The organism is Anaeropeptidivorans aminofermentans (assembly GCF_940670685.1).
GTDB classification, from domain to species: Bacteria; Bacillota; Clostridia; order Lachnospirales; family UBA5962; genus Anaeropeptidivorans; species Anaeropeptidivorans aminofermentans.
Genome location: NZ_OW711693.1, coordinates 1,383,733 through 1,405,168, shown reverse-complemented (window position 1 = coordinate 1,405,168; position 21,436 = coordinate 1,383,733). Strand labels below are relative to the sequence as shown.

Here is a 21,436-nt window from a genome sequence, read left to right as displayed (position 1 = left end):
TATTTGAAAATGTTCCTTTATATATTCGCTTCAGGTACAAATATTTCGTGTCTTGCTAAACCAATTATCTTATACTAATTACACTTGATATAAAAATTCATCTTAATATTTAGGGGGAGGAATACCCGTGAGAAATTACAAGCATTATGCTTGGATCATTTGTATTGGATGCGCTTTTATTTGCGCACTTACATCACCTATTATAAATGCTACAGCTACGCTCTATCTTAAGTCTGTAGTGGAAGAATTCGGCATAAGCAGAAGTGCCTTTACTCTTACAACAACAATCGTTGCCCTTTGCGGCCTTTTCACATCTCCTCTTTGGGGAAAAATATATTCAAATAAAGAAAGAATGCGGCTTACTCTTACACTTACCATGATAGGCTTCGGGCTTTCTTATATGTCCTATTCTCTTGCAAAAAATATAACTCATTTTTACATATCCGCCCTCATTTTGGGAATATTCTGGGCAGGCGCATGCTTTATGCCTGTATCTATGATGATAACCGCATGGTTTAAACAAAAAAGAGGGATTGCAATGAGCATAACCCTCGCCGGAATAGGCTTCGGCGGCTCTATACTTGCGCCTTTAATCGGATATTTTATCGAAACCTATGGATGGAGAACCTCCTATCAATATGTAGGCATAATAATAATGGTAATCACATGCCCTATCGTTTTCTTTTTGCTTAAACCTACGCCCGAATCCATGGGCCTTAAGCCCTTCGGTGAAGATGCCAAAATAGATGCCAAGGAAGCAGAGAAAAACGCACTTAAAGAGGCTAAAAAACTTTCAGAAGGAAATATAGAAATAGACGTAAGTGATGCAAAAGGTCATCTGTTTTTTTGGCTGCATATGATAGGCTTCTTTGGAATGGGCCTTGTATGCTCTGCCCCCATGCGTCAGATGAACCCGTATATTTCAGATATTTATGGGGCTGAATTTGCAGCCAGCGTAATCGGCATGTCTTCTCTTATAAGTGTATTTGGAAAACTCCTTCTGGGCTGGATGCACGACACCATGGGAACCATGAAATCCTCTGCCATAGCCTTCATTGTTTTCGCTTTGGCCTTTGCTTCAGCCATACTCGGTAAAGATATGGGCCAGAATTTGTTCTATGTATATATCATTCTTTATTCCTTCGCCGCAGGGGTAGGTACCGTTTCTGCGCCTCTTCTTATAAGCGCCACCTTCGGAACAAAGAATTTCAACCTTATGAGGGGCATAACCCAAAGCCCTCTTCAGGCCGGGATGTCCTTAGGCGGTATCCTTGTATCCGGTATATTTGATATTACAGGTACTTATACTCTTGGCTGGACTGCATGTATCGTAATTTCAATCCTTTCCATATTCTGTTTCTATTTTGCACATAAGTTTACAAGAAATATCTATGCAAAAGCAGCATAAGCAAATAAATTTGTCTTTAAATTTGCTTGCTATAGACTAACCTTAGGATTTTATAATCGCATGGTAATATTAGAAAAGGACTTCCGCCTTAGGCAGAAGTCCTTCTTCATTTCAGAATAAATATCTGATGATTCCCTTACAAAACGTGCCCCAATATAAGAAAACCAAGGCAGTAAGACCTTTTGATGGATAGATTTTTCTACTATTTTTTATTCATTTGACTATACTCGAATTAAAATAAAATAGTAGCGTCGTAAATTTACTTTTCCTTGATTTTATGCCTTTGGGGAGCCCGTTACTTACTGCGGAAGAAAAGCAAATTTACTATATATACTCACCTGTTTTATTCTAAAATTCAAACAGCAGAGCAAGCTTATTGAACTGCCGAAATTATTAAGCAATAATATATTTTATCTAATTTTCTAAAGCCGCTATCAATTCTTTAAGCACCTGTCCTGCTTCACCTATAATACCAAAATTTGCGATATTAAAAATCGGCGCTTTTTTATCAGTATTAACGGCAATAATTGTTTCAGCCCCGCCAATACCCGCTATATGCTGTATAGCGCCGGATACGCCAAAAGATATGTATAATTTCGGGCTTATGGTTTGGCCTGTTTGGCCGACCTGCTGTGTATAATCGCCATAACCCATATCAACAAGAGGTCTGCTTAAAGCAACTTTTCCGCCTAATAAGTCTGCCAATTTATGAATAAGCTCCATATTTTTCCGCGGACCTATGCCTTTTCCCGCAGCAACAACAATTTCCGCGCTGCTTAAATTATCTTTGGCGGCAGTTTTTATGATTTCAATAAGTTCTTTGTTCTGCCCGCCCGCAGGCTTAATACAACGCTCTGTTATTTCCGCCTGATAAGATTCATTCGGTTCACTCTTTTGCATAACACCGGGGCGTACCGTTGCCATCTGGGGCCTCTGATTGGGGCAAACAATAGCCGCCATAAGATTACCGCCGAAGGCCGGCCGAACCTGGTTAAGCAAATTATTGTCATCTATAAAAAGCTGGGTGCAATCGGCAGTTAAGCCCGTTTTAAGCTTTGATGCCAGCCGCGGCGCAATGCTTCTTCCCTCTGCCGTAGCACCAAAAAGTATGATAGACGGCTTAAGCTCCCGGTTAAGATTTTCCAAAATATCGGCATAGTCCTCATCAAAAAGCTTTTCTTCGATTTTATAATAGTATATCCTGTCTGCACCGTAATGAGCCAGCTTCTCTAAACTTTCTCTGCATATATTCCCTGCGGCCATAACATAAATTTTACGCTGGTCCTGTGAGGCTATTTCTTTTGCCTTTGAAACCAGTTCGTAGGTAACATCAAGAATTTCCCCACTGTGAACTTCCGCAAAAACAAGAATATCTTTGTTGTCTTCACGATGGGAAGAACCAGCGCTAAACTCTATAGCGTCAAACTTACAGCTATTAACGCACATTCCGCAAGATGTACAATTGGAATTAATATACGCTTTACGGTTATTTATTTCAATCGCCCCAAAGGAGCAGGTCTTTTTACAAAGGCTACAGCCTACGCATTTATTTTCAATTACCACAAAAGCCATTATTTTATACCCCCAACATATGTTTTAAGCAGACCAGCGGCTTCCTCCTGATGAATAAACTTACACTGAGACTGGTTTTCAGGCACATAGGTTCTGACTACTTGTGTTGGAGACCCTTTTAAACCGCACAAATTCAAATCTGCGTTTAAATCCAGAGCGGTCAAAACTTTAACCGGCTTATGGAGGCTTTTTTCAAACCCGTCAAGGCTTGCGAGCCTGGGCAGATTAATGTCCTTATTCACAGTTATCAAAGAAGGCAGTTTAAGTTTAATAATTTCTTCGCCAAAATCCCCTGTTTTGCGAACAGTAACATCCGTTTCCGTTGAATCGATAATTTCGCTTACATCGCTTACATGGGGTATATGAAGCCATTCTGCAAGCTCCGGCCCTATTTGCGCCGTATCCCCGTCTATAGCCATTTTACCGCAAATAATAAGGTCATAATGATGAATATAGTTAGCCCCCAGAGAAAGGGCGTAGGATGTAGCCAGCGTATCCGCACCGGCAAAGGCTCTGTCTGAAAGCAAATAGCATTCGTCCGCCCCCTGGGCCTGGGCTTCCTTCAGGATACGCTTCGTATCCATAATGCCCATACTAAGGCCCATAACTTTGCCGCCATGCTTATCCTTAAGCTTCAGTGCCTCCTCCAGCGCAAAGGAATCATACGGATTCACAACAGATTTTTTGCCGTCCCTTACGATAGTATGAGTTTCAGGGTCCATAATAACTTTGTTGCTGGAAGGTACTTGTTTTATGCATACTATGATATTCATTATCTGTCCCCCCTGTTAAACATATTACCCTGATTAAACATATATCCTAGGTCGAAAGCGGCTTTTAGTAAACGCATTTCATTATAGCTTTCTTCCCCATACATATATTTTAAATAAGGAGCCTTTGTTTTGCCGACGCCATGCTCCGCAGAAACCGTCCCCCCGTTTTCTCCTGCGGCTTTCGCCCATTTTTCATGCAGTGTCTTGCCTTTTTTATATTCCTCACCGTTATTTGGAAGAATATTCACATGCAGATGATTATTGCCGATATGCCCCCAAATAGCGTATTCCAGATCGGCGTTTTTTAAATCATTATTATATGAATCCACAAAATGGCCAAAAACACCATCGGGAACAGCAATATCGGTTCCAAGCTTTGTTATCTGAGAGTCTTTTTTCTTCCTTTCATCAATAAACATATTTACACATTCAGGGATACCATGCCTGAAAAACAATAGATTATCTAAATCATTGGCATTAGAGGCAAACCATGACTGCTCCTTTTTTCCGCCGCTTTTTTCTAAAATATCCCCGCAGTTTAAAACCCGCTGGACCATTTCGTCATAACTATTTCCATGCAGTTCTATGTAAATTGCCGTATTATAGGAGTCTTCAATGGGCCTTATTTTAGCAAATGCCGGATTTATCTGTCTTTGCTTTCTTAAAATATCGATTGCCCTTTCGTTAAAAAATTCAATGGCGGCAGGATTTACACCGGAACTTAATTTTAATTCATTAACAAACTTTAAGGAATCTTTTTCAGAATCAAAAAACGCCGTAATCCCCCATGTATATTCAGGCTGGCCAATCAGCCCAAGTTCTATTTCATAAATAATTCCTAATGTTCCATCAGAGCCGATAAACAGTTCTATCATATCCATATTATCAGCCGCATAATATCCCGCGGCATTTTTAACCTCAGGCATATGATAACCGGGCAAAAACCCTTCTATAAAAGAACCGTCTTCCGCCTTAATTTTAAACTGCCTTCCGTTGGCAAACACTTCCCCCCGCTTTATATGTATTTTTCTGCCGTCAGATAATATTATTTTTAAAGATTCAACATACTGCCTGACAGAACCGTATAAATAGCTTTTAGCTCCTGATGCATTGCAAGCTACAATGCCCCCTATTCCGGCAGTTGCTTCTGTGGGGTCTGTCGGGAAAAACACTTTATTTTCAAGTTTGGTGTTTATATTTTCATCTATATATTTTCTCAGTTCCGTAAGGGCCAAACCCGGCTCTACCGTTACAGTGGTTTTGCTGCCCTTGTTTTCATAATTAATGACTTTGTTCATCTTGCTTAAATTAATTATGTGTTCACTGTTGGGACAAGCTCCCCCGGATATGCCTGTTCTGGCACATTGGACCGTAACGCTCCAATTATTTTCGGAACAGACTTTTATAATTTTTTCCAACTGTTCAATGTTTTCGGGAAAAGAGATACTGCCGGCCACTCCCACATTACGGCTTTCGTCCCTTAAATAGTCTGAAAATTCATCCCCTAGTTTTAAAATTAGTTTTTCCATAAACTTGCCTCCATTTTATACATGCTCTCCAACGCTGCCCATTGTAATAACAAATATGTTCACTAACACTCCTGTATTATGTTACTATTGTTTAATGCCAATCGCAATATGAAAAAAAGGCATCTGTAATAGCACAGATGCTTTGCTATGGATTTTAATTAGAAAACTTAAACTTATTAATCCGAAGAAACTTGATAACAAAAGCACTTCTGATACCAACCCCCAAAGCAGGATACCTACAGAATACATCAGATATTTATATAAATTCCTGCTTGCACTTAACGAATTTTGACTAAAACGTAGTATAAATTCTATGTTTCGCTTTGATTGGAAAGTGAATTTTTCTATCGGCGAAATGACTTTGGAATGCTGCCATTCATTTGCTCTGGTGTTGTTTTGCTCATGCAGATACAAAAATAATTATGGTTCCGGTATTCCTGTAAAAAACAGATGTTGATATTTAAATATAATCATCTAATACTGTATGGCTTATTTTGCTAAACTGCGGAAACCGCTCTACGCAAGCGCAGGCTAAAAATTCTGATTCTGGAACATTTCAGGTAATTGAAGCCTTTGTTTTTTGATACAGTATCCCTTAATACAGTCATCTGCTCTGGGAACTGGTTAATTATCATCTTCCGATGATTTGTAAACATTCCGCTTTTGAGGTGAATTTCAAAAGTACCCTGCCATCAACTTAATATGATAATAGCTCTGCAAAGTTCTCCAAAAATAGAGATTAAAATGAGTTATGTTAAACAGAACGGAAGAATTATATGACAAATTATATCACACAAAAGAGCGGCAAACAATACAAGGAGGGCGTTGCATCATGACAAATGTATGAAAAAATACTGAATAAAAGTTTGATTTTAGCAACTAAGACTTTGCTTGATTTGATGGGAAGTATGCTTGCTCTGCAAAAACTCAAGTATAATGCATGAGCATTATGCTTTACGGCTGGATTTTTTAACTCTATAGAAAAGAAAAAATTATATCCGTCTTCCAAATAAAAAGGACTGCAAAAGCCGCCTCTATTTCAGCAGCTTCTGCCAGTCCTCTTAGCCTATCTATAATAAATTTCGTATAAAACCATAGCTGAATGATATAGGTATTCACCCAAAGGGCACCATGTTCTACAGCAGAAATCCCCTACTATTTCAATTTAAATCGGCTATAATACATAAAAATAAACCAGCCATGAAAACCGTATATCAAAATGGTTAAAAATATTCTATTCCCACAGGAAATCCGCATTCTTAAATTTATTATAAGAAGTCTTATTATTTCTTTAAATTTACTGTCAATCCAATACTTTCTATGAAGTTTTAGCAGGCGGCTTATCTTTGCTTTCTAACCTGAGGGACTGTCTATCCAGTTCTTTTTCTCTTGCCCTTTTCCACGAATGGATTACAAGAGTTAACGTTACGATTGCATACGATACGAAGGTTCTGAAATATTCTCCTATCATTGCCTGCCCTGTAACATTTTTTCCCGCGACAGGCATAACTATAAACATTAAATGAAATAATATGGTCCCTACCAATGCATTTATTATACTTGCTTTTGAAACAGTGGCTCCGCCTATAAGTAAGGCGGCAGCTGCAAATAATGCAGCTTGGTCTGCTCCGTTATAGGTATTTAAGGTTCCGATATTTTGCAGGTAAATGATTTGCCCGTAGGCGGCAAGAACCGTTGAAATTACGATAGACTGTATTCTGACCTTTTCCACGTTAATTCCCGCGCTGTCGGCAACCTTCATGTCCTGGCCTACGGCACGCATATCTTGCCCCAGCTTTGTCCTTTTAAACCACTGGGTAAAGATACAAACGAGAACAATGATTAAAAATGTCATAATGGGGATATGTACACCGCCTATTGCAATTTTTTGCCCCAAAATATTATCAAAGAAATTATCAAATCCCCCTGCAACATCAAGGTTCAGCGCATTTCTTACCCCATATCCTCTTGAAAGAATAAGCGCAGGATTTTTAAAGGGAATGATGTAGCCGCAGATATAAAGAGTAAATGCCAAATAAACGCCTGAAATAAAGAAGGAAAGCATCATAGAAGTAATCATTTCTTTGCCTTTTACCCGGTTTAACACCCTTCCTGCAAATTCACCCAGCAACATAGCGATAGGAGTAGATAGAAGCATGGCCAGGAGAAGCCCGGGGATTCCTGTAACACCCCAGTCCGTTACAAAAATCAGCCCTATCTGCCCTGCCATAGCCCCCAAAGTCATACCGAAGTTAATTCCCATACCGGCCATAATAGGCAAAAGAAGTGAAATAACAAGGAAAGCATTTCTTGCAAGCCTTGTTACCATCTGCTCTGTCAGATAGGGGATTGAAAATCCGGAAAGAGGGATTGCAATGATAATGATAATCAAGAACATAACAGGAATTATAAAGCTGTTTATGGTTTTTATAAGCTTTGTTTTATCCTTATTCATCAATCCTACTCCTTTCTCGTTAATGCGTAAACAATCATTCCGTTTGAGATAATAATACGAAGAACTTCACTGATATCAATATTAATAGCACTATTGATAACGGAAGGCGTCATGGTTAAAATACCTTGAAAAAGGAATGCGCCTACAAAGACATTCGCTATATTTGCCTTGTTAATAGACGCTCCGCCTAACAAAATAGAAGCGACTGCAGGAAAAGCGAAAGCCAGAGGAGCATTAAACATCTGTACAAAACCAAAACTTTGCTCATAAGCAATCATTCCGATGGCGGCAACGGCAGAGGAAAGCATAACGGAATAAAGCCTCATTTTATTGACATTTATTCCTGAAGCCCTTGCATAATCGGGGTTGGAGCCTACAGCTGTTATAGCCGTTCCTATTTTTGTCTTAAAGAACAGATAAACAAAAAAAGCCAGCACAGCAAATAAAATAAACATTCCCACAGGCATTATAATATCCGATTTAATCGCTACTTTGAAAGGAAAATAGCTTATGGCCTTATCCCAGTAAGCGCTTAAGTCTATGGTAGTTCTAAGACCCTCTCCTTTGAAGCCCTGTACAGAAGAGGGGTTTTTAAAGGGAAGAACAATCCACATCATATTCATAAACGCAACAAAGGAGTATCCAACGTAGGTTGCGATTATCATTTCGTCCCCTTTAACCTTATTTAATAAAAGGCCGTAGAGCAATCCGAAAATCAATGCAAAAAATACGCCTATAAGCATGGCGGCAAATGCACCGAAAAGACCCGTCAGCTGAAATTCTATGGAGATAACGGCTCCCAGCATTCCGGCTATAAGCCCTACAGGAAGGCCAAAGTTAAGCCCACAACCTGATTGAATCATAAATATCATAGACAGAACCAAAATGGCGTTCATACCAAAGCGGGTCATAACGTCTGAAAAGGAGCGGGTCATATCCAGTCCTACGAAAGGGGCTATTATAAAAAGAATTATAAGAAATACTGCAATTATAACTCTTGGCCAGCCAAATTTTTTAATATATGCCATAATTAATCATTACCCCCTTCTCCAGCTTCTTCTCCGGCCATCATAAGTCCAAAGTTGTGGGTTTGGGCATCCGGAGACAAGATTCCGAATATCCTTCCGTCATAAACTATGGCAATACGGTCGCAAATACTTCTGAGCTCCTCTAATTCGGAAGAAACCATCACAATCGTCGTTCCATTTGCCTCATTATATCTTTTAAGGGCGCCTAAAACCAACTGCTTTGCGCCGACGTCAATACCTCGGGTAGGCTCCGAAACAAATAATAATTTGGGATGCATGGCAAAAGCTTTTGCAAGGCATACCTTCTGCTGGTTTCCCCCTGAAAGATTTCTTGCTCTCTGCTGAGGCCCTGTGCATCTTATTTGAAGCTCGTCTATGTATTGGTTTGCCAATTCAGCCATTTTTTTATCGTCTCTTATAGAGAAGAGCTTATATTTTTTTAGATATTTATCCTGTACCTGCATTGCGTTAAAGGAGATATTCCAATCAATTCCCTCATCTAGAAGCAGTCCGACGCCCCTTCTGTCCTCGGAAACGAAGGCTATATTATTTTGAAGAACCTCTCTGGTGTTTGTAATATCAAGAGGCTTTCCATTATATAGAACTTCTCCTCCGGAAGCGTATAGCCCCATAATGCCGTTTGGTATGCCAAGCTTTCCCTGTCCGGCAAGGCCGCCTATACCGAGGATTTCCCCGCGCTTTACCTTAAGAGAAACATCCTTTACGATTTCCCCCGGCATATCTACCCAGAGGTTTTTTATTTCCATAATGAATTCTGAATCGTCTATGGTCCTTTCGAAGCCGGATTGACTGCCCTCTTCCTTTTCTCTCTCCACATCTCTGCCAACCATCCAGCTGGCCATATCCTTTATAGTGACGCCTTCCGTAGAACGCTCCTCAACAACTGCTCCGTCTCTTAAAACGACGATTTTATCACATACGTCCGTTATTTCTCTAAGCCTGTGGGAAATAAATATGATTGAAATTCCCATTTTTGCAAGGGTCTTCATGGCTTTTATGAGAATATCGGCCTCAGATTCTGTTAAAACGGCAGTCGGCTCATCCATGATAATAAGCTTAACATTTCTTCTGTTAATTTCCCTGGCAATCTCTATAAACTGCTTATGGCCTACCGGCATTTCTTCTACCAGAATATTTGGATTGATATGTATGCCTAAAGTATTTATGGCGGCCTGAGCATCCTTGTGCATCTTCTCCTGATCCAAGGTTTCAAGCTTTTTACCGTTTTTGCCTAAAATTTTAGATATCCAATTGCTTTTTGTAAACTCCATGTTAAGCAAAATATTCTCCATGACACTAAACCCGGGAATAAGGGAAAATTCCTGATGGACCATTCCAATACCGGCATTCAGCGCTTCTACCGGATTCTTAAAATTGATTTTTTTACCGTCGAAAATAATATTACCTTCATACCCTCCTGTTTCATGGATGAAGTTCATACCAAAGAGAATATTCATCAATGTAGATTTGCCGGCTCCATTTTCTCCTACAAGACCGAGAATTTCCCCCTTGGCAAGGAAAAAATTAACGCTTTTCAAAACCACATTACCATCAAAATTTTTACTTACATTTTCAACTCGGAGAAGTATATTTTCGTCTTCCAAGAAAACACCTCCTGAACATTCTTTAAAGCTGCTATAGAGCCAATTTATGTTTATTCCACAGTAGGTATTTGGTTTCAGAGAGTATAAAATAAATTGACAATGTTATTTTTCGAGTAATTCAAGTATATATAGACAATTTCATTTTAAACTGTAAGAAAACATAGGTCTGGTCATATTATTCAATCAGATAAAATGAAATTGTCCTGTTACCGTTTGAGGCGAAATAATTAAGGTTTAAAGTTTGCAAACATGCTTTAGGCAGTGTCTGACAGTCTGAAATGTTCTAAATGAACTTTTGAGTTTATGAGTTAGGCTGTTTTCAGGCACTGCCTGGAATCATTTTATTTATTTTTCAAGAAGCTTATAAACATCGGGTATCTCAACATCTGTCATACCTAAGTATCCTTCTCCGAACACATATGTATCCTGATAAACCATAGCGTGGTTATCCTTTGAATCGCCGCTTACCCTGTCTACATAGAGTGAACCGTTCCATGCAGCGTCAGGTGTGTATATTTCATAAGCTTTAATTAAGTCTTCCAAACTGTCTTTGCTCATTGTGCCTTCCGCAATCTGTTTTCCGAATTCAGCTAAAGCCTGGGTTGTAGTAAAACCGAAAGAGAATGCCCATGTTCCCATTCTTCCCGATCCGCCCTTCTCATCAACAGCGCTTTCAACTCTTTTAAGGATTTCAGGCCAGTTTCCTGCCGCGTCCTTAAGGTCTATGCCAAATGCACCGGGATAGCCTAAAATAGGAGAAGGCAAATCCTGCTCAACGAAAATTGCCCCTAATTCCGCAACCTTCTTTAAAGTAGGCTCCGTATGGGCATCGTTTGTCACGAAGAAAGCCGTATCCTTTCCGTATTTTTCAACCCATGCAGGCATTTTTTCAAGAATAAACTGCTGAGCACCTGGAATTCCAACGTCACTCATAGGGTCAGGAGCCGTTTCCATAACAAATTTGATTCCCAATTCCTCACAGGTAGCTTCCATAATATCTTTACGCAAAGATAATAGTTCAATGCTCATATGCCTCGGAAAAGACACATGGACGAAAGTCTTAGCGCCCATTTTTTGAGCAGCTAAAGGAATCAGATATCCTCTATTGGTATTATCCGGGTCGGCTACAAAATCGGCTGCCGATTCTATCATTGCAGTATCTTCCTGCGAATTTCCTGCCAATAAAATGATATCTGGATTTTTTTCCCGGATTTGCTTAAATGCTGCTGTTGTTCCCGGAACTGACTGGTTCACAACAATAACCTTCATTAAGGGGTCGTCTGCAAGAGAAGCTATTTGCTGAATTGTTGTTTCCTGCTCTTGCATAAAGTTGTCTGGGTAGTTTAAATGTCTTATATATCCTCCGCTATCTGCATCACCGTATTTGGCTATCATCGCTTCGGCACCTCTTTGTTCATCTTCCGACTGAGAAACTGTACCTGTAACTATTCCAATGTGAAATGGCGCTTCGCCTTCAGAAGCCTGCTGCCCTGGGGCTTCGCCTTGAGAGGCCTGCTGTTCTGGGGGGGTTGTACCGCTTGAGTTGGCGTTTTGGTTACCGCAGGCTGCTAATGTTAATATCAAACATGAAGTTAATAAAAGCGCCCAAAATTTCTTCATCATAAATTATCCTCCTATTAATTAAAAATAATTTAGAAATACTTATAAACTAGAAGTGATTTAGAGTCTTATAATGCATTGAGCGTATTGCTAAGATGACCTACAAAACATTATATGTTGACACTATAAAATTATACTTTCAACGTAATTCCATATACCGTCTGATTACAGATACAGAGTATCTTTTGTCATATTATTGAAATATGTCCTAAAAATACTCTTTTTCCGAAAGTATGTTCATTTATGATAAAAAATTAAGTAACTTCATAAATTTTGAATTAATATTAATTGCCTGTTTTTATAAAATTCGTTTTATTATTTATTTAATCCATTAGCCTTTTTATTTCTGCGCATAAAAATACATATTATAAGCTGTTCTTATAATATGTTGTTAAGGTTATCAAATCTTACTATCAGGAGATATATTACAAAAATTAATCGATTATTTCTAAAAATCAAGAAAACGGATAAAAAATATGCTGATTTTTACAAAAAAATTATTATGATATAAAAGTTTTCACTTTCTTCATTAGTCAATGCATTTTATTTAAAAACAATGGCACCTTGTAAAGCCTGCAAAAAGCTCATAAATTATTTTTGTTCTAAAGCAGAATTTTCTTTAGAAAACTCCATAAGCTCCTCCTTAAAGCTTTTATCAGTATTTTTTTCTGATTTGCGTATCCGAAAGTTAAAAACCTAGCCTGTTTTACCGTAAAAGTAAGGGATTATCTTTAAAAATCCTTAAATTAATCTGCGCAGCCTTACCCAAAGTATAAAGCTGCGCCTTTCTTTTTAAAACTTTGTTTTTTGTGAAATATCTGATGCCTCCCTATTTGCAAGGATCCTTTAATCCTCCTTTGAAAGGGCATCGTTAAGCCAGATATCACAAAGGTGTATGGCTCCGCGAAATCCTGTGAAGGGAGGCTCATAGGGGCTCAGCCGCCATTTTATATCAGGATTTGATATTTGAAGCTCCGTATTTCTGCCGCTCCATAACAAGGCTTCACCGCTTGCCATTAAAATGCTCTTTTTATTTTCCTTTATAACCTTTGTCCACTGGTCTTCTGCCAGATAAGGTATGCTTTCGTCTGCCATAGAAGGGCAGTCGCACCAAATATCACCTTTTTTCAGGTAAATTTCATTTACGGCATATTCCATAATACCTTTTACCACATCGGCATGTCCGCCTAAAGTAATTACCGATTCTTCCGGGTGAGAGCGTACAATATGCCTGAATGTAGGCTCCGATGGAAAAAGCTGAAGCTCGGCAAGCCTTTTCTCATGTTCTATAAACTCTTTATCAGGAGCAATGCCCAATGTTTCAGAGATTTCATTGATCCATTTAAGAGTTCCTTTTATTCCGTAAGGCCGTCCCATAATATAAGGAGTTCCGAAGCTTTTGTTAAGGTGCTTTGCCGCAGGCTCTCCTTCCCGCCGGATAACGAGATTAATATGGGCGCTCCCCATTTTCCTGAGACTGCCTACATCTGTATGGGATGTCATAATGCAGACAGGAGACATATGAAAAGCGCCTTTCATTATACGTTCCATTTCCCATGCATCTGCATGGAAGCGGAACATATCGGCGCAGGAGCCTATGATATTAAAGGTAGGAGAAGTCGTTTTCTCTATAGGATAGGGAAGCTTTTTTGCAAGAAGCAGGAGTGCTTCCTGAACGCCCCTGTAGCCGTCTATATCGAAGCCGCCAAAACCGAAAGGAAGCAGAAGAACCTCCGGATATTCCGGCTGAAGCTCTCTGCATATGGCGGGAAGGTCTGTTCCTATTACTGTAGGAACAGCGGAGGGAAGAAGAAATATTACTTCCGGCTGATCTTTTTTTATGATATCTCCAATGGCCCGCTCAAGCCTTCCCGTATCCCCCAGTGAAATATCCGCCTCGTCTATATGAGTTGAATAAAGCTTGCAGCCGTCCGTAACGCTTGCCCTGTTCAGGAATACACGGCCGTAAAGCATATGGCCCATGCAGCCGTATTCTATCAAAGCGGCATTTTTTATGGTGGAAAGCGTCCATAATGTTCCCATTCTGCCTGACATAGGCGGTTTAAATCTATGAAGCCCCAATGCGTTCACCTCTTTCAGAATCTGTTTTACTTTCTTCTGCCACTTTAAGTATTCTGGAAATAAGCTTTGAGGTTCTTTCATAGCCCATTTGTCCGTAAAACTCATACATATACTTAAGAGCGGGGATTTTTCCCGTTCCGTAGGGGATTTCCCCAAAGGAAAAATCTACATCAAGGCTTTCAAGCAGAGGAGCATCGGAAACCTCGTTAACCATATGGCATATAAGGGGATTATAGCCTTTTTCCTTAAGTGCTTTTGCCCATTTTTTATCATCAGGATAAAATTCCTCTATATGCAAGAGTATGGGCTCCATGCCCAGGGAGCTTATGTAAATGGCCAGGGGTATCGGCATAAGAGAATTGCGGTGGGTTGCTATATATTTCAGACCGTTAAATATTTCCTTTGCTTTATTTTCAAGAAAAAGGGCTTCTTCCCGGTTTTCGTTCAATGCTTTTTTCAAATCTATATCAAGCTCTTTTGAAATATCCTCATATATTTTATCAATTTCAGAAATTGCGTAATATTCGTGAAAGCTTATAAAGGGTATATTGAATTTGTCCTTCATAAATTCCGCCAGAGGATTCATAAAAGGCGAAAGAACAATATTAAGCCGTCCCCCGGGGGCCTTTACAAAATCCTGCAAATCCGATTTAGGGGCAAGCATTCTTAATGTAAAGCCCTTTTCCTCAAGCAGCGGAAGAAGCTCGGGAACAGGTATATGGTCCTCATGGGGGCTTCTGCCGAGAATATTGATTATATGAGGGTTTGTTTTTGAAGCTTCCATAAGCCCGCCGAAAGCTAAAAGGGTTTTCCAGTAGCCTGAAGGGTGGCTGTTGCATTTAAAATGACCCATTTGAACAAAGCTTAGCTTTGCATTTATTCGGGGCTGTATTTCATGAATAATCCCTTCTATATCTTCTCCTATTACTTCGGGAACACATGTAAGAATAATCATTAGTGCGCCTGCACCTGCCCTGTCCATTTCCTTTATGGCATCGATAAGGCCTTTTCGGCAGCCGAAAACGACTTCATTGGCGTCAAGGATATACATCCAGTGGAACGTATCCTCTTTTACATGGGTTTTTGCTATGATATTGCGGCTGTAGGTGCCGCATTCGGCCGTGCCTACTACTAAAGTAGACATGCCCTTTATATTGGCACTTAGAGCAAGAGCCGTATGCAGGGGACAATGATTCCCCGGAAAAGCGGCAGGAGTAAGAAATTTTACGCCTGCGTTTGTTTTTATTGCCGAAAGGCGTTTAAGATGGTTTAAATTTTCTATGATGCTTCGCCTCCCTCTAATAATATTTTTGCAAGATTAATATAATGAGCTGCCATAGAGGTGGAAGGAAATGCTTCCACCACGGTTTTGCCTTCATCCTCAGCCTGCTGCACCGCAGGATCTCTGGGTATACGGTAGATTATCTCCGTCCCTATTTCATCGGCGGCTTTATTTACAAGCTCATCTTCATTTTCAATATTTTTTGCGTTCAATATCAGCCCTCTTAAGGAAGCATAGCCTCTTTTCCCAAAGCTTTTAACCGCATGAGCAATATTGGCGGCGGCATAAAGAGACATCATCTCTCCTGAAGTAACAATGCAGACCTCATCTGCATAGCCCCCTCTTATGGGCATTGCGAATCCTCCGCATACAACGTCCCCCAATACGTCGTAAAGCACTACGTCAGGCTTATAAACTTCATAAGCCTCCAGCTCCTCAAGCTTTTCAAAGGCCGTTATAATACCTCTTCCGGCACAGCCTACCCCGGGAACGGGGCCGCCGGATTCAACACATAAAACCCCTGAAGGGCTTTTTACCACAAGCTCTTCAAGCTCTGCGTCCCCTTTATCTCTTAAAGTGTCAAGAACGGTACGGATATTTTTGCCCCCTGTAAGGTTCCTTGTGGAATCAGCCTTTGGGTCACAGCCTATCTGCAAAACCGTAAGGCCGAGGGAGGCCATAGCTGCCGCCACGTTGGAAACAGTGGTGGACTTTCCTATACCGCCTTTACCGTAAATGGCAATTTTTTTCATAATAAAACCTGCTTTCCTGATGATGACTATTTTTAAAGAAAATTCAGTATAAAAATTATAATATGCATATCAATAAACACCAATTAATTTTTAAATCTCTTTAAAGAAAAGGAATTATCCTGAAAATCCGTTATGGATTAAAAAATCCAAACTATCTCTGATATTGTAAATTTAAAGCTAAACAGGAACAAAACCGTATATTCACTTTAACTCAAAACTATCCTGTTTTCGAAGAAAATCCATATTTTTGAGTCTGCCGGAAATGGGCTTTATTACTTCTTTATGGGAAATTTACTATAATTGCCGCGATGTTTTATGTACATATTATTATAACTGTAAAGTATACTGACTTGTCGTGTGTCTATATTTATATATGTTATTGGCAATTTTAAAAATCAGCGTGGGTTAAATATATCAAAGTGTGGTTGCAAATCTAAAAACAGTGAAAATTTCGCCTGGAAAAGGAGAATTCGAGTAGAACAGTCAATAAGTCCTGCCGTAATCATAATGCCTTTGATATTAGCTCTACGGTTTTGCAAAGTAAAATTTCTGAGAAAAACGTAGCAATTCTCTTTAAGCTTTTTCTTTTTTAAATGAAGAAATTACTTTTTCAGACGAAATAAACTAAGATTTGGAGTTTACAAACGGGCTCTGGAGCTTTAGTCTTTAATCAGGCTATAGGATATGCAAGCGGCCTTTCCGGTTTTTACGTCTCTTCCTATCTCCGCATCAATCGTAAAGGTTTTTCTTAAAACCTCCGCCGTCATGACTTCTTCTGGGCTTCCCTGCCGGATAATGGCGCCGTTTCTTACGGCTATCATATAATCCGCAAACCTTGCGGCAAGATTAAGGTCATGCAAAACCATAACAATAGTGCATCCCTGCTCTTTATTGAGGCTTTCAAGAAGCTCCAGAACCTCAAGCTGATAGGCCATATCCAAATATGTGGTAGGCTCGTCGAGAAGGATAAGCTCCGTCTGCTGGGCAAGGGCCATAGCTATCCATACTCTTTGCCTCTGCCCACCGGAAAGGCTGTCGATAGGGGTCATTTCCAGTTCCGAAAGAATTGTTGCTTCTAAAGCCCATGATATTATTTCCTTATCCTTCGGGCTTATCTTTCCCCCTCTTTTTTGATGGGGGAATCTGCCGTAGGAGACAAGCTCTCCCACTGTAAGGCCCGAAGGTGCCTGGGAAGACTGGGGCAGTATGGCCATTTTTCGGGCTATTTCCTTAGAGCTGAAATTTTTTATGTCCTCCCCATTTAAATATATAAGACCGCCCTTAGGCTTAAGGATACGGCCTACTGTTTTTAAAACCGTAGATTTTCCACAGCCGTTGGGACCGATTATGGTCGTTATTTTTCCCTTGGGTATTTCCATAAATAGATTCTCGATAATAATCTTATCATCATAAGCCACCGTTAGTTTTTCCGCTGATATGCTGTTCATAAAATCACCCCTTTCTTTTAATCATGCGTAGTTCACTTTAAAACGAGCTGTCCGCTTAAAGGGAAGTATCTTTTTCTCAAGCTTTATAGTAAATAAACCTGGTGGTTTTTAATCTTTCTTTACTATATTTATCAATGTTTTCCCTTTGCCAGCAAATACAGAAAATAGGGCGCGCCTATGACAGCAACCATTATGCCGGTGGGAATTTCCGAAGGCTGCACGATTACCCTTGCTACAGTATCTGCCGCCGATACAAGAAACGCCCCCGTAAAAGCGCAGGCAGGAAGAAGAATCTTATGACGGGGACCCACAAGCATTCTAGCAAGATGGGGTGCAATAAGGCCCACAAAGCTTATGCTTCCGCTTACTGCTACACAAGAGACCGCAAGAGCTACAGCAGCTCCCAAAAGGAGCTTTTTCTCCTTTTCCACAGATGCTCCAAGGCTTCCGGCTATTTCGTCCCCCAGATTAAGAATATCCAAAATCTGTGCTTTTGAAAAAACATAGGGAATAAAAAATATAAGCCAGGGAAGAAGCGCCGCTACAAATTTCCAACTCGCTCCCCAGATGCTTCCGGCCTGCCATTGAGCAACAAAATCATATTGCGTATCGTCAAGCTTTACCACAAGTACTGTAGTAAGGGCGGAAAGCCCTGCCTGAACGGCAATTCCTGTAAGTATCAGCCCCATAGAAGAGATGCCTTTATCTTTTTTATAGGCCAGGGAATAAATCACAATTGACGTTGCCAAAGCGCCTGCAAGGGCGAGCACAGGCAGCGTAAATACAGACAAGAATGAATTCGCTCCCCAAACAAGAACATAAAGGATTACCATAATGCCTGCCCCGGCATTAATCCCCAAAAGCCCCGGGTCTGTCAAGGGATTTTTTGATATTGCCTGAATAATACAGCCTGAAAGAGCAAGGCCTGCCCCTATAAGTACGGATATTATGATACGGGGAAGCCGAAATTGGAATAAAATAAGATTCTCCTTTGCGCTTCCCCCTCCGAAAAGGGTTCTTAAGGTATCCGCCGGTGCAAGCTTTGAATAGCCTGTATTCATGCTTACAATAAAAGAAATCACAAGCATCAGGGAAAGAACTGAAATTACCGTAATGTTTCGTATATATTTTCTTCGTTTGGCTATTTGTATTTCATCCGTCATCTACAGCGTCCTCCTTTGTCTGCGGGCAAGATATAGGAAAAAAGGAACTCCCACAAGGGAAATCAAAGCTCCTATAGGGGTTTCAAAGGGAGGATTCAGTGTTCTCGCCAGAAGGTCCGCCATAACTACAAGCAGGGCCCCCAGAACCCCAGAGGCAGGTATTATTTTTCTATAGTCCACGCCCACAAGAAATCTTGAAAGATGAGGAATTACAAGCCCTACAAAGCCTACGGCGCCTACTACGGATACGGATATGCCCGCAAGCATAAGCACTATAAGAGAAGAAAGAATAGTTACAAGCTTTGTATTAAGTCCAAGGCCTTTTGCCACTTCTTCACCGAGGCTTAAAAGAGACACGGAAGGAGAAATGATTACAGCGCCTAAAAGCGCCGCCGCTATAAAGGGGGACATTATTTTTATCTGCTCCCAATTGGCTCCCGCAACCCCGCCGACAGTCCAAAACATAATATCCTGGGCTACGTCGAAATAAAGGGCAAAGCCTTGGCTCAAAGAGGAAAGAAGAGCGCTTACGGCAGCTCCTGCCAGTACAAGGCGCATTGGCGAAGGCCCGCCTTTTCTCATAGAAGCTATAGAATTTACCAAAGCGGCGCCAAAAAACGCCCCTGCGAAGGAAAACATTATAATTTTCATATAAGAGACTCCGGGAAAGAATGCAAAGCATATGGCAAGGGCAAATCCCGCGCCGGCATTAAGCCCCATAAGACCGGAATCCGAAAGGGGATTGCGGGTAGTTCCCTGCATAAGAGCCCCGGCAACCGCAAGCGAGGCGCCTATGAGTGCGCTTGCGATTATTCTGGGAAGCCTAAGGTCTCTTACAATTAAATGCTGAGTATTATTCTCGTCAACGCTCATAAGCGCTTTCAAAACCGTATCAAGTGGGATTTCCGCAGCACCCTTCGTTACGGAAAAGGCCATAATGAAAAGAAGTATTGCTGTTCCCAAGGTAAGAATAAGCCCGAAAGCCAATCTTTGCCCTATTTTATTTTCCTTCTCTAAGGCCTCGGGAAGGACTGTTCTGTTTTTATTTATCTCTATCATTTATCTCACCGCATTCAGGTCAAAAATTTACATTACAGGAAAAATTTTAAAATTTTCCCCGTAAAGGCGAGAAAAAGTAAAAGCGTAATAAACTTTTACTTTTTCCATGTTATACTGTCTACAGCATATTTTAAAAGTCCAAAGCTTCATTCCCTTTTGTCATGAAAATGCAAGAGTTTTTTGAAAACTTTTGCTTTGCAAAAATTATGGTATTTAAATTTATTTCCATTGATTTGACTGTCGCTGCCTAATAATACTTTAATAACAGCAGAATCTCTGCTTCATTCAGTACATATAGTCAATTTACTTTTATACCGCTGTAAGTATTTGTCTTTAGAGGCATAAAATAAGATAAAATAAACTATATAAGGATACGATTTCATTTGAATTCAGCTACAGATGATGATTCCATCAGGCTCTTAATTTTTATAAATATCCAGAAGCTTTTCCGCAACCAGCTTCATGGCAAGAGGTCCGGAGGTATTTAGAGAATCATCAAAAAAGTAAACATTATCATTTATAACTGCGTCCATTGACTGCCATACGGTGGAATTCGCCTGGCTGTCGACAAAAACCTGAGCAAATTCCAGTCCCTGAAAAACTATGTAATCCGGGTTCATATCCGCTATTGCTTCAAGAGAGAGGGCTGCATAATCCTCAGGGTATCCTTCCGGCTTAGAAAGGGCAAAAGAATCATAATATGCCTTTGTTCCTCTTGAAATAACAGATTTTCCGTCAGTGCTCTGCAAAATAGCAATTGTTTTATCAGCATAATTTTCAAGCTCATCTCTGGCTGAAGCAATACCGGCTTCTACATCTTTTATAAGACTTTCGGCATATTCCTCCTGACCGACTATCTGGGCACAGGCACGGGTCTGCTCCTGCCAAGCGGTACTGAAATCCACCTGAACAACAGGGCATATCTGAATTAAACGGTCGTATACTTCATCTAATCCCCTTTGGCCTTTAACAGCTACAATGACGTCTGGACCTACCTCAAGGAGTGCTTCAAGATTAAGAGAGCTTCCTATATCGATAAGTTTCGCAGTTCCTGCATAAGGTTTAAGCGTTTCCCATGAAGCAAGGGTTGCCATGGCATCTCCTGCTCTTGAGCCAGACGAAGCGTAAGGCGGCGTATCAAGGGCAAAGAAATATTCAAGATACGTAGCGTGAAGAACCGCTATTTTTTCAGGTTTTTTTTCAAGGGTTATTTCATTCCCTGCTGAATCGGTAAATGTTCTGGGCCATTGAGATTCTTGATTTTCTGAAGGACTTGCGTCCGCGCTTTTTTCTTCCGAAGGCTCTTCTTTTTCTTCCGGAGGGATTGAAGCCGCCGGAGACGGTGCAGCAGAAGGCTGATTAGTGCTGCTGTTTCCCGAACAGCCAAATAGTATACCTGTAATAATTGACATAAGGACAAAAAGCCCCAATATTTTTTTCATGTACATTCCTCCAAATTTTGTTATATATAGCTAACTTCGCAGTAAGAAAACAGAACAATCGTATTTGCATGGAGATGTAGAAAATGGCTGAAATGCATATTGCCTTATTCGCAGAACGTCCTGAAATGCATCCTGTATTTCAGAGTTTTTCGAATTTATAGTAAATTTCATTTAAGGAAAGAACAAAAACCTAATTAT

15 protein-coding genes are annotated in these 21,436 nt (G+C 40.3%); 1 reads left to right on the top strand and 14 read right to left on the bottom strand.

Annotated elements, in window-relative coordinates; all coding sequences use genetic code 11:
• Window positions 1-127: 127 nt before the first annotated feature.
• Window positions 128-1,408: an MFS transporter gene (locus NBX03_RS05815; protein WP_250229812.1), complete on the top strand. Its 1,281-nt coding sequence runs from the start codon at window positions 128-130 to the stop codon at window positions 1,406-1,408.
• Between the two features lie 414 nt (window positions 1,409-1,822).
• Here the strand turns inward: NBX03_RS05815 and NBX03_RS05810 are convergent, their stop codons facing one another.
• From NBX03_RS05810 to NBX03_RS05745, 14 genes are all read right to left on the bottom strand, one after another.
• Window positions 1,823-2,980, bottom strand: coding sequence for an electron transfer flavoprotein subunit alpha (locus NBX03_RS05810; RefSeq protein WP_250229811.1), 1,158 nt, complete (start codon window positions 2,978-2,980; stop codon window positions 1,823-1,825).
• On the bottom strand, window positions 2,980-3,753 hold the full coding sequence (locus NBX03_RS05805) for an electron transfer flavoprotein subunit beta/FixA family protein (protein ID WP_250229810.1): 774 nt from the start codon (window positions 3,751-3,753) through the stop codon (window positions 2,980-2,982). The genes NBX03_RS05810 and NBX03_RS05805 overlap by 1 nt, the downstream gene beginning before the upstream one ends.
• The gene (locus NBX03_RS05800) at window positions 3,753-5,282 is read right to left on the bottom strand and encodes an FAD-binding oxidoreductase (RefSeq protein WP_250229809.1); all 1,530 of its coding nucleotides are present in this window, start codon (window positions 5,280-5,282) and stop codon (window positions 3,753-3,755) included. Before NBX03_RS05800 ends, NBX03_RS05805 begins: the two co-directional genes overlap by 1 nt.
• Before the next feature lie 1,318 nt (window positions 5,283-6,600).
• On the bottom strand, window positions 6,601-7,737 hold the full coding sequence (locus tag NBX03_RS05795) for an ABC transporter permease subunit (RefSeq protein ID WP_250229808.1): 1,137 nt from the start codon (window positions 7,735-7,737) through the stop codon (window positions 6,601-6,603).
• Window positions 7,738-7,742: 5 nt separating this feature from the next.
• Window positions 7,743-8,765 (bottom strand): ABC transporter permease subunit, encoded by a 1,023-nt coding sequence (locus NBX03_RS05790; RefSeq protein ID WP_250229807.1) that lies wholly within the window; start codon window positions 8,763-8,765, stop codon window positions 7,743-7,745.
• A 2-nt stretch (window positions 8,766-8,767) separates the two neighbouring features.
• The gene (locus NBX03_RS05785; RefSeq protein WP_250229806.1) at window positions 8,768-10,390 is read right to left on the bottom strand and encodes a sugar ABC transporter ATP-binding protein; all 1,623 of its coding nucleotides are present in this window, start codon (window positions 10,388-10,390) and stop codon (window positions 8,768-8,770) included.
• 345 nt (window positions 10,391-10,735) lie between these two features.
• Window positions 10,736-12,013, bottom strand: coding sequence for a DUF3798 domain-containing protein (locus NBX03_RS05780; RefSeq protein ID WP_250229805.1), 1,278 nt, complete (start codon window positions 12,011-12,013; stop codon window positions 10,736-10,738).
• A gap of 843 nt (window positions 12,014-12,856) precedes the next feature.
• Complete coding sequence (locus tag NBX03_RS05775) at window positions 12,857-14,092, bottom strand: nitrogenase component 1 (RefSeq protein WP_250229804.1); 1,236 nt, start codon at window positions 14,090-14,092, stop codon at window positions 12,857-12,859.
• On the bottom strand, window positions 14,079-15,275 hold the full coding sequence (locus tag NBX03_RS05770) for a nitrogenase component 1 (RefSeq protein ID WP_330638520.1): 1,197 nt from the start codon (window positions 15,273-15,275) through the stop codon (window positions 14,079-14,081). The genes NBX03_RS05775 and NBX03_RS05770 overlap by 14 nt, the downstream gene beginning before the upstream one ends.
• Before the next feature lie 95 nt (window positions 15,276-15,370).
• Window positions 15,371-16,126: a nucleotide-binding protein gene (locus tag NBX03_RS05765; RefSeq protein WP_250229803.1), complete on the bottom strand. Its 756-nt coding sequence runs from the start codon at window positions 16,124-16,126 to the stop codon at window positions 15,371-15,373.
• A gap of 659 nt (window positions 16,127-16,785) precedes the next feature.
• A complete protein-coding gene (locus NBX03_RS05760; protein WP_250229802.1) occupies window positions 16,786-17,574 on the bottom strand; it encodes an ABC transporter ATP-binding protein in 789 nt (262 codons plus the stop codon).
• Between the two features lie 131 nt (window positions 17,575-17,705).
• A complete protein-coding gene (locus NBX03_RS05755) occupies window positions 17,706-18,737 on the bottom strand; it encodes a FecCD family ABC transporter permease (RefSeq protein WP_250229801.1) in 1,032 nt (343 codons plus the stop codon).
• Window positions 18,738-19,796 carry a FecCD family ABC transporter permease gene (locus tag NBX03_RS05750; protein WP_250229800.1) on the bottom strand — a complete coding sequence of 353 codons (1,059 nt, stop codon included), beginning with the start codon at window positions 19,794-19,796 and terminating at the stop codon, window positions 18,738-18,740.
• A 419-nt stretch (window positions 19,797-20,215) separates the two neighbouring features.
• A complete protein-coding gene (locus NBX03_RS05745) occupies window positions 20,216-21,238 on the bottom strand; it encodes an ABC transporter substrate-binding protein (protein ID WP_250229799.1) in 1,023 nt (340 codons plus the stop codon).
• Window positions 21,239-21,436: the final 198 nt, after the last annotated feature.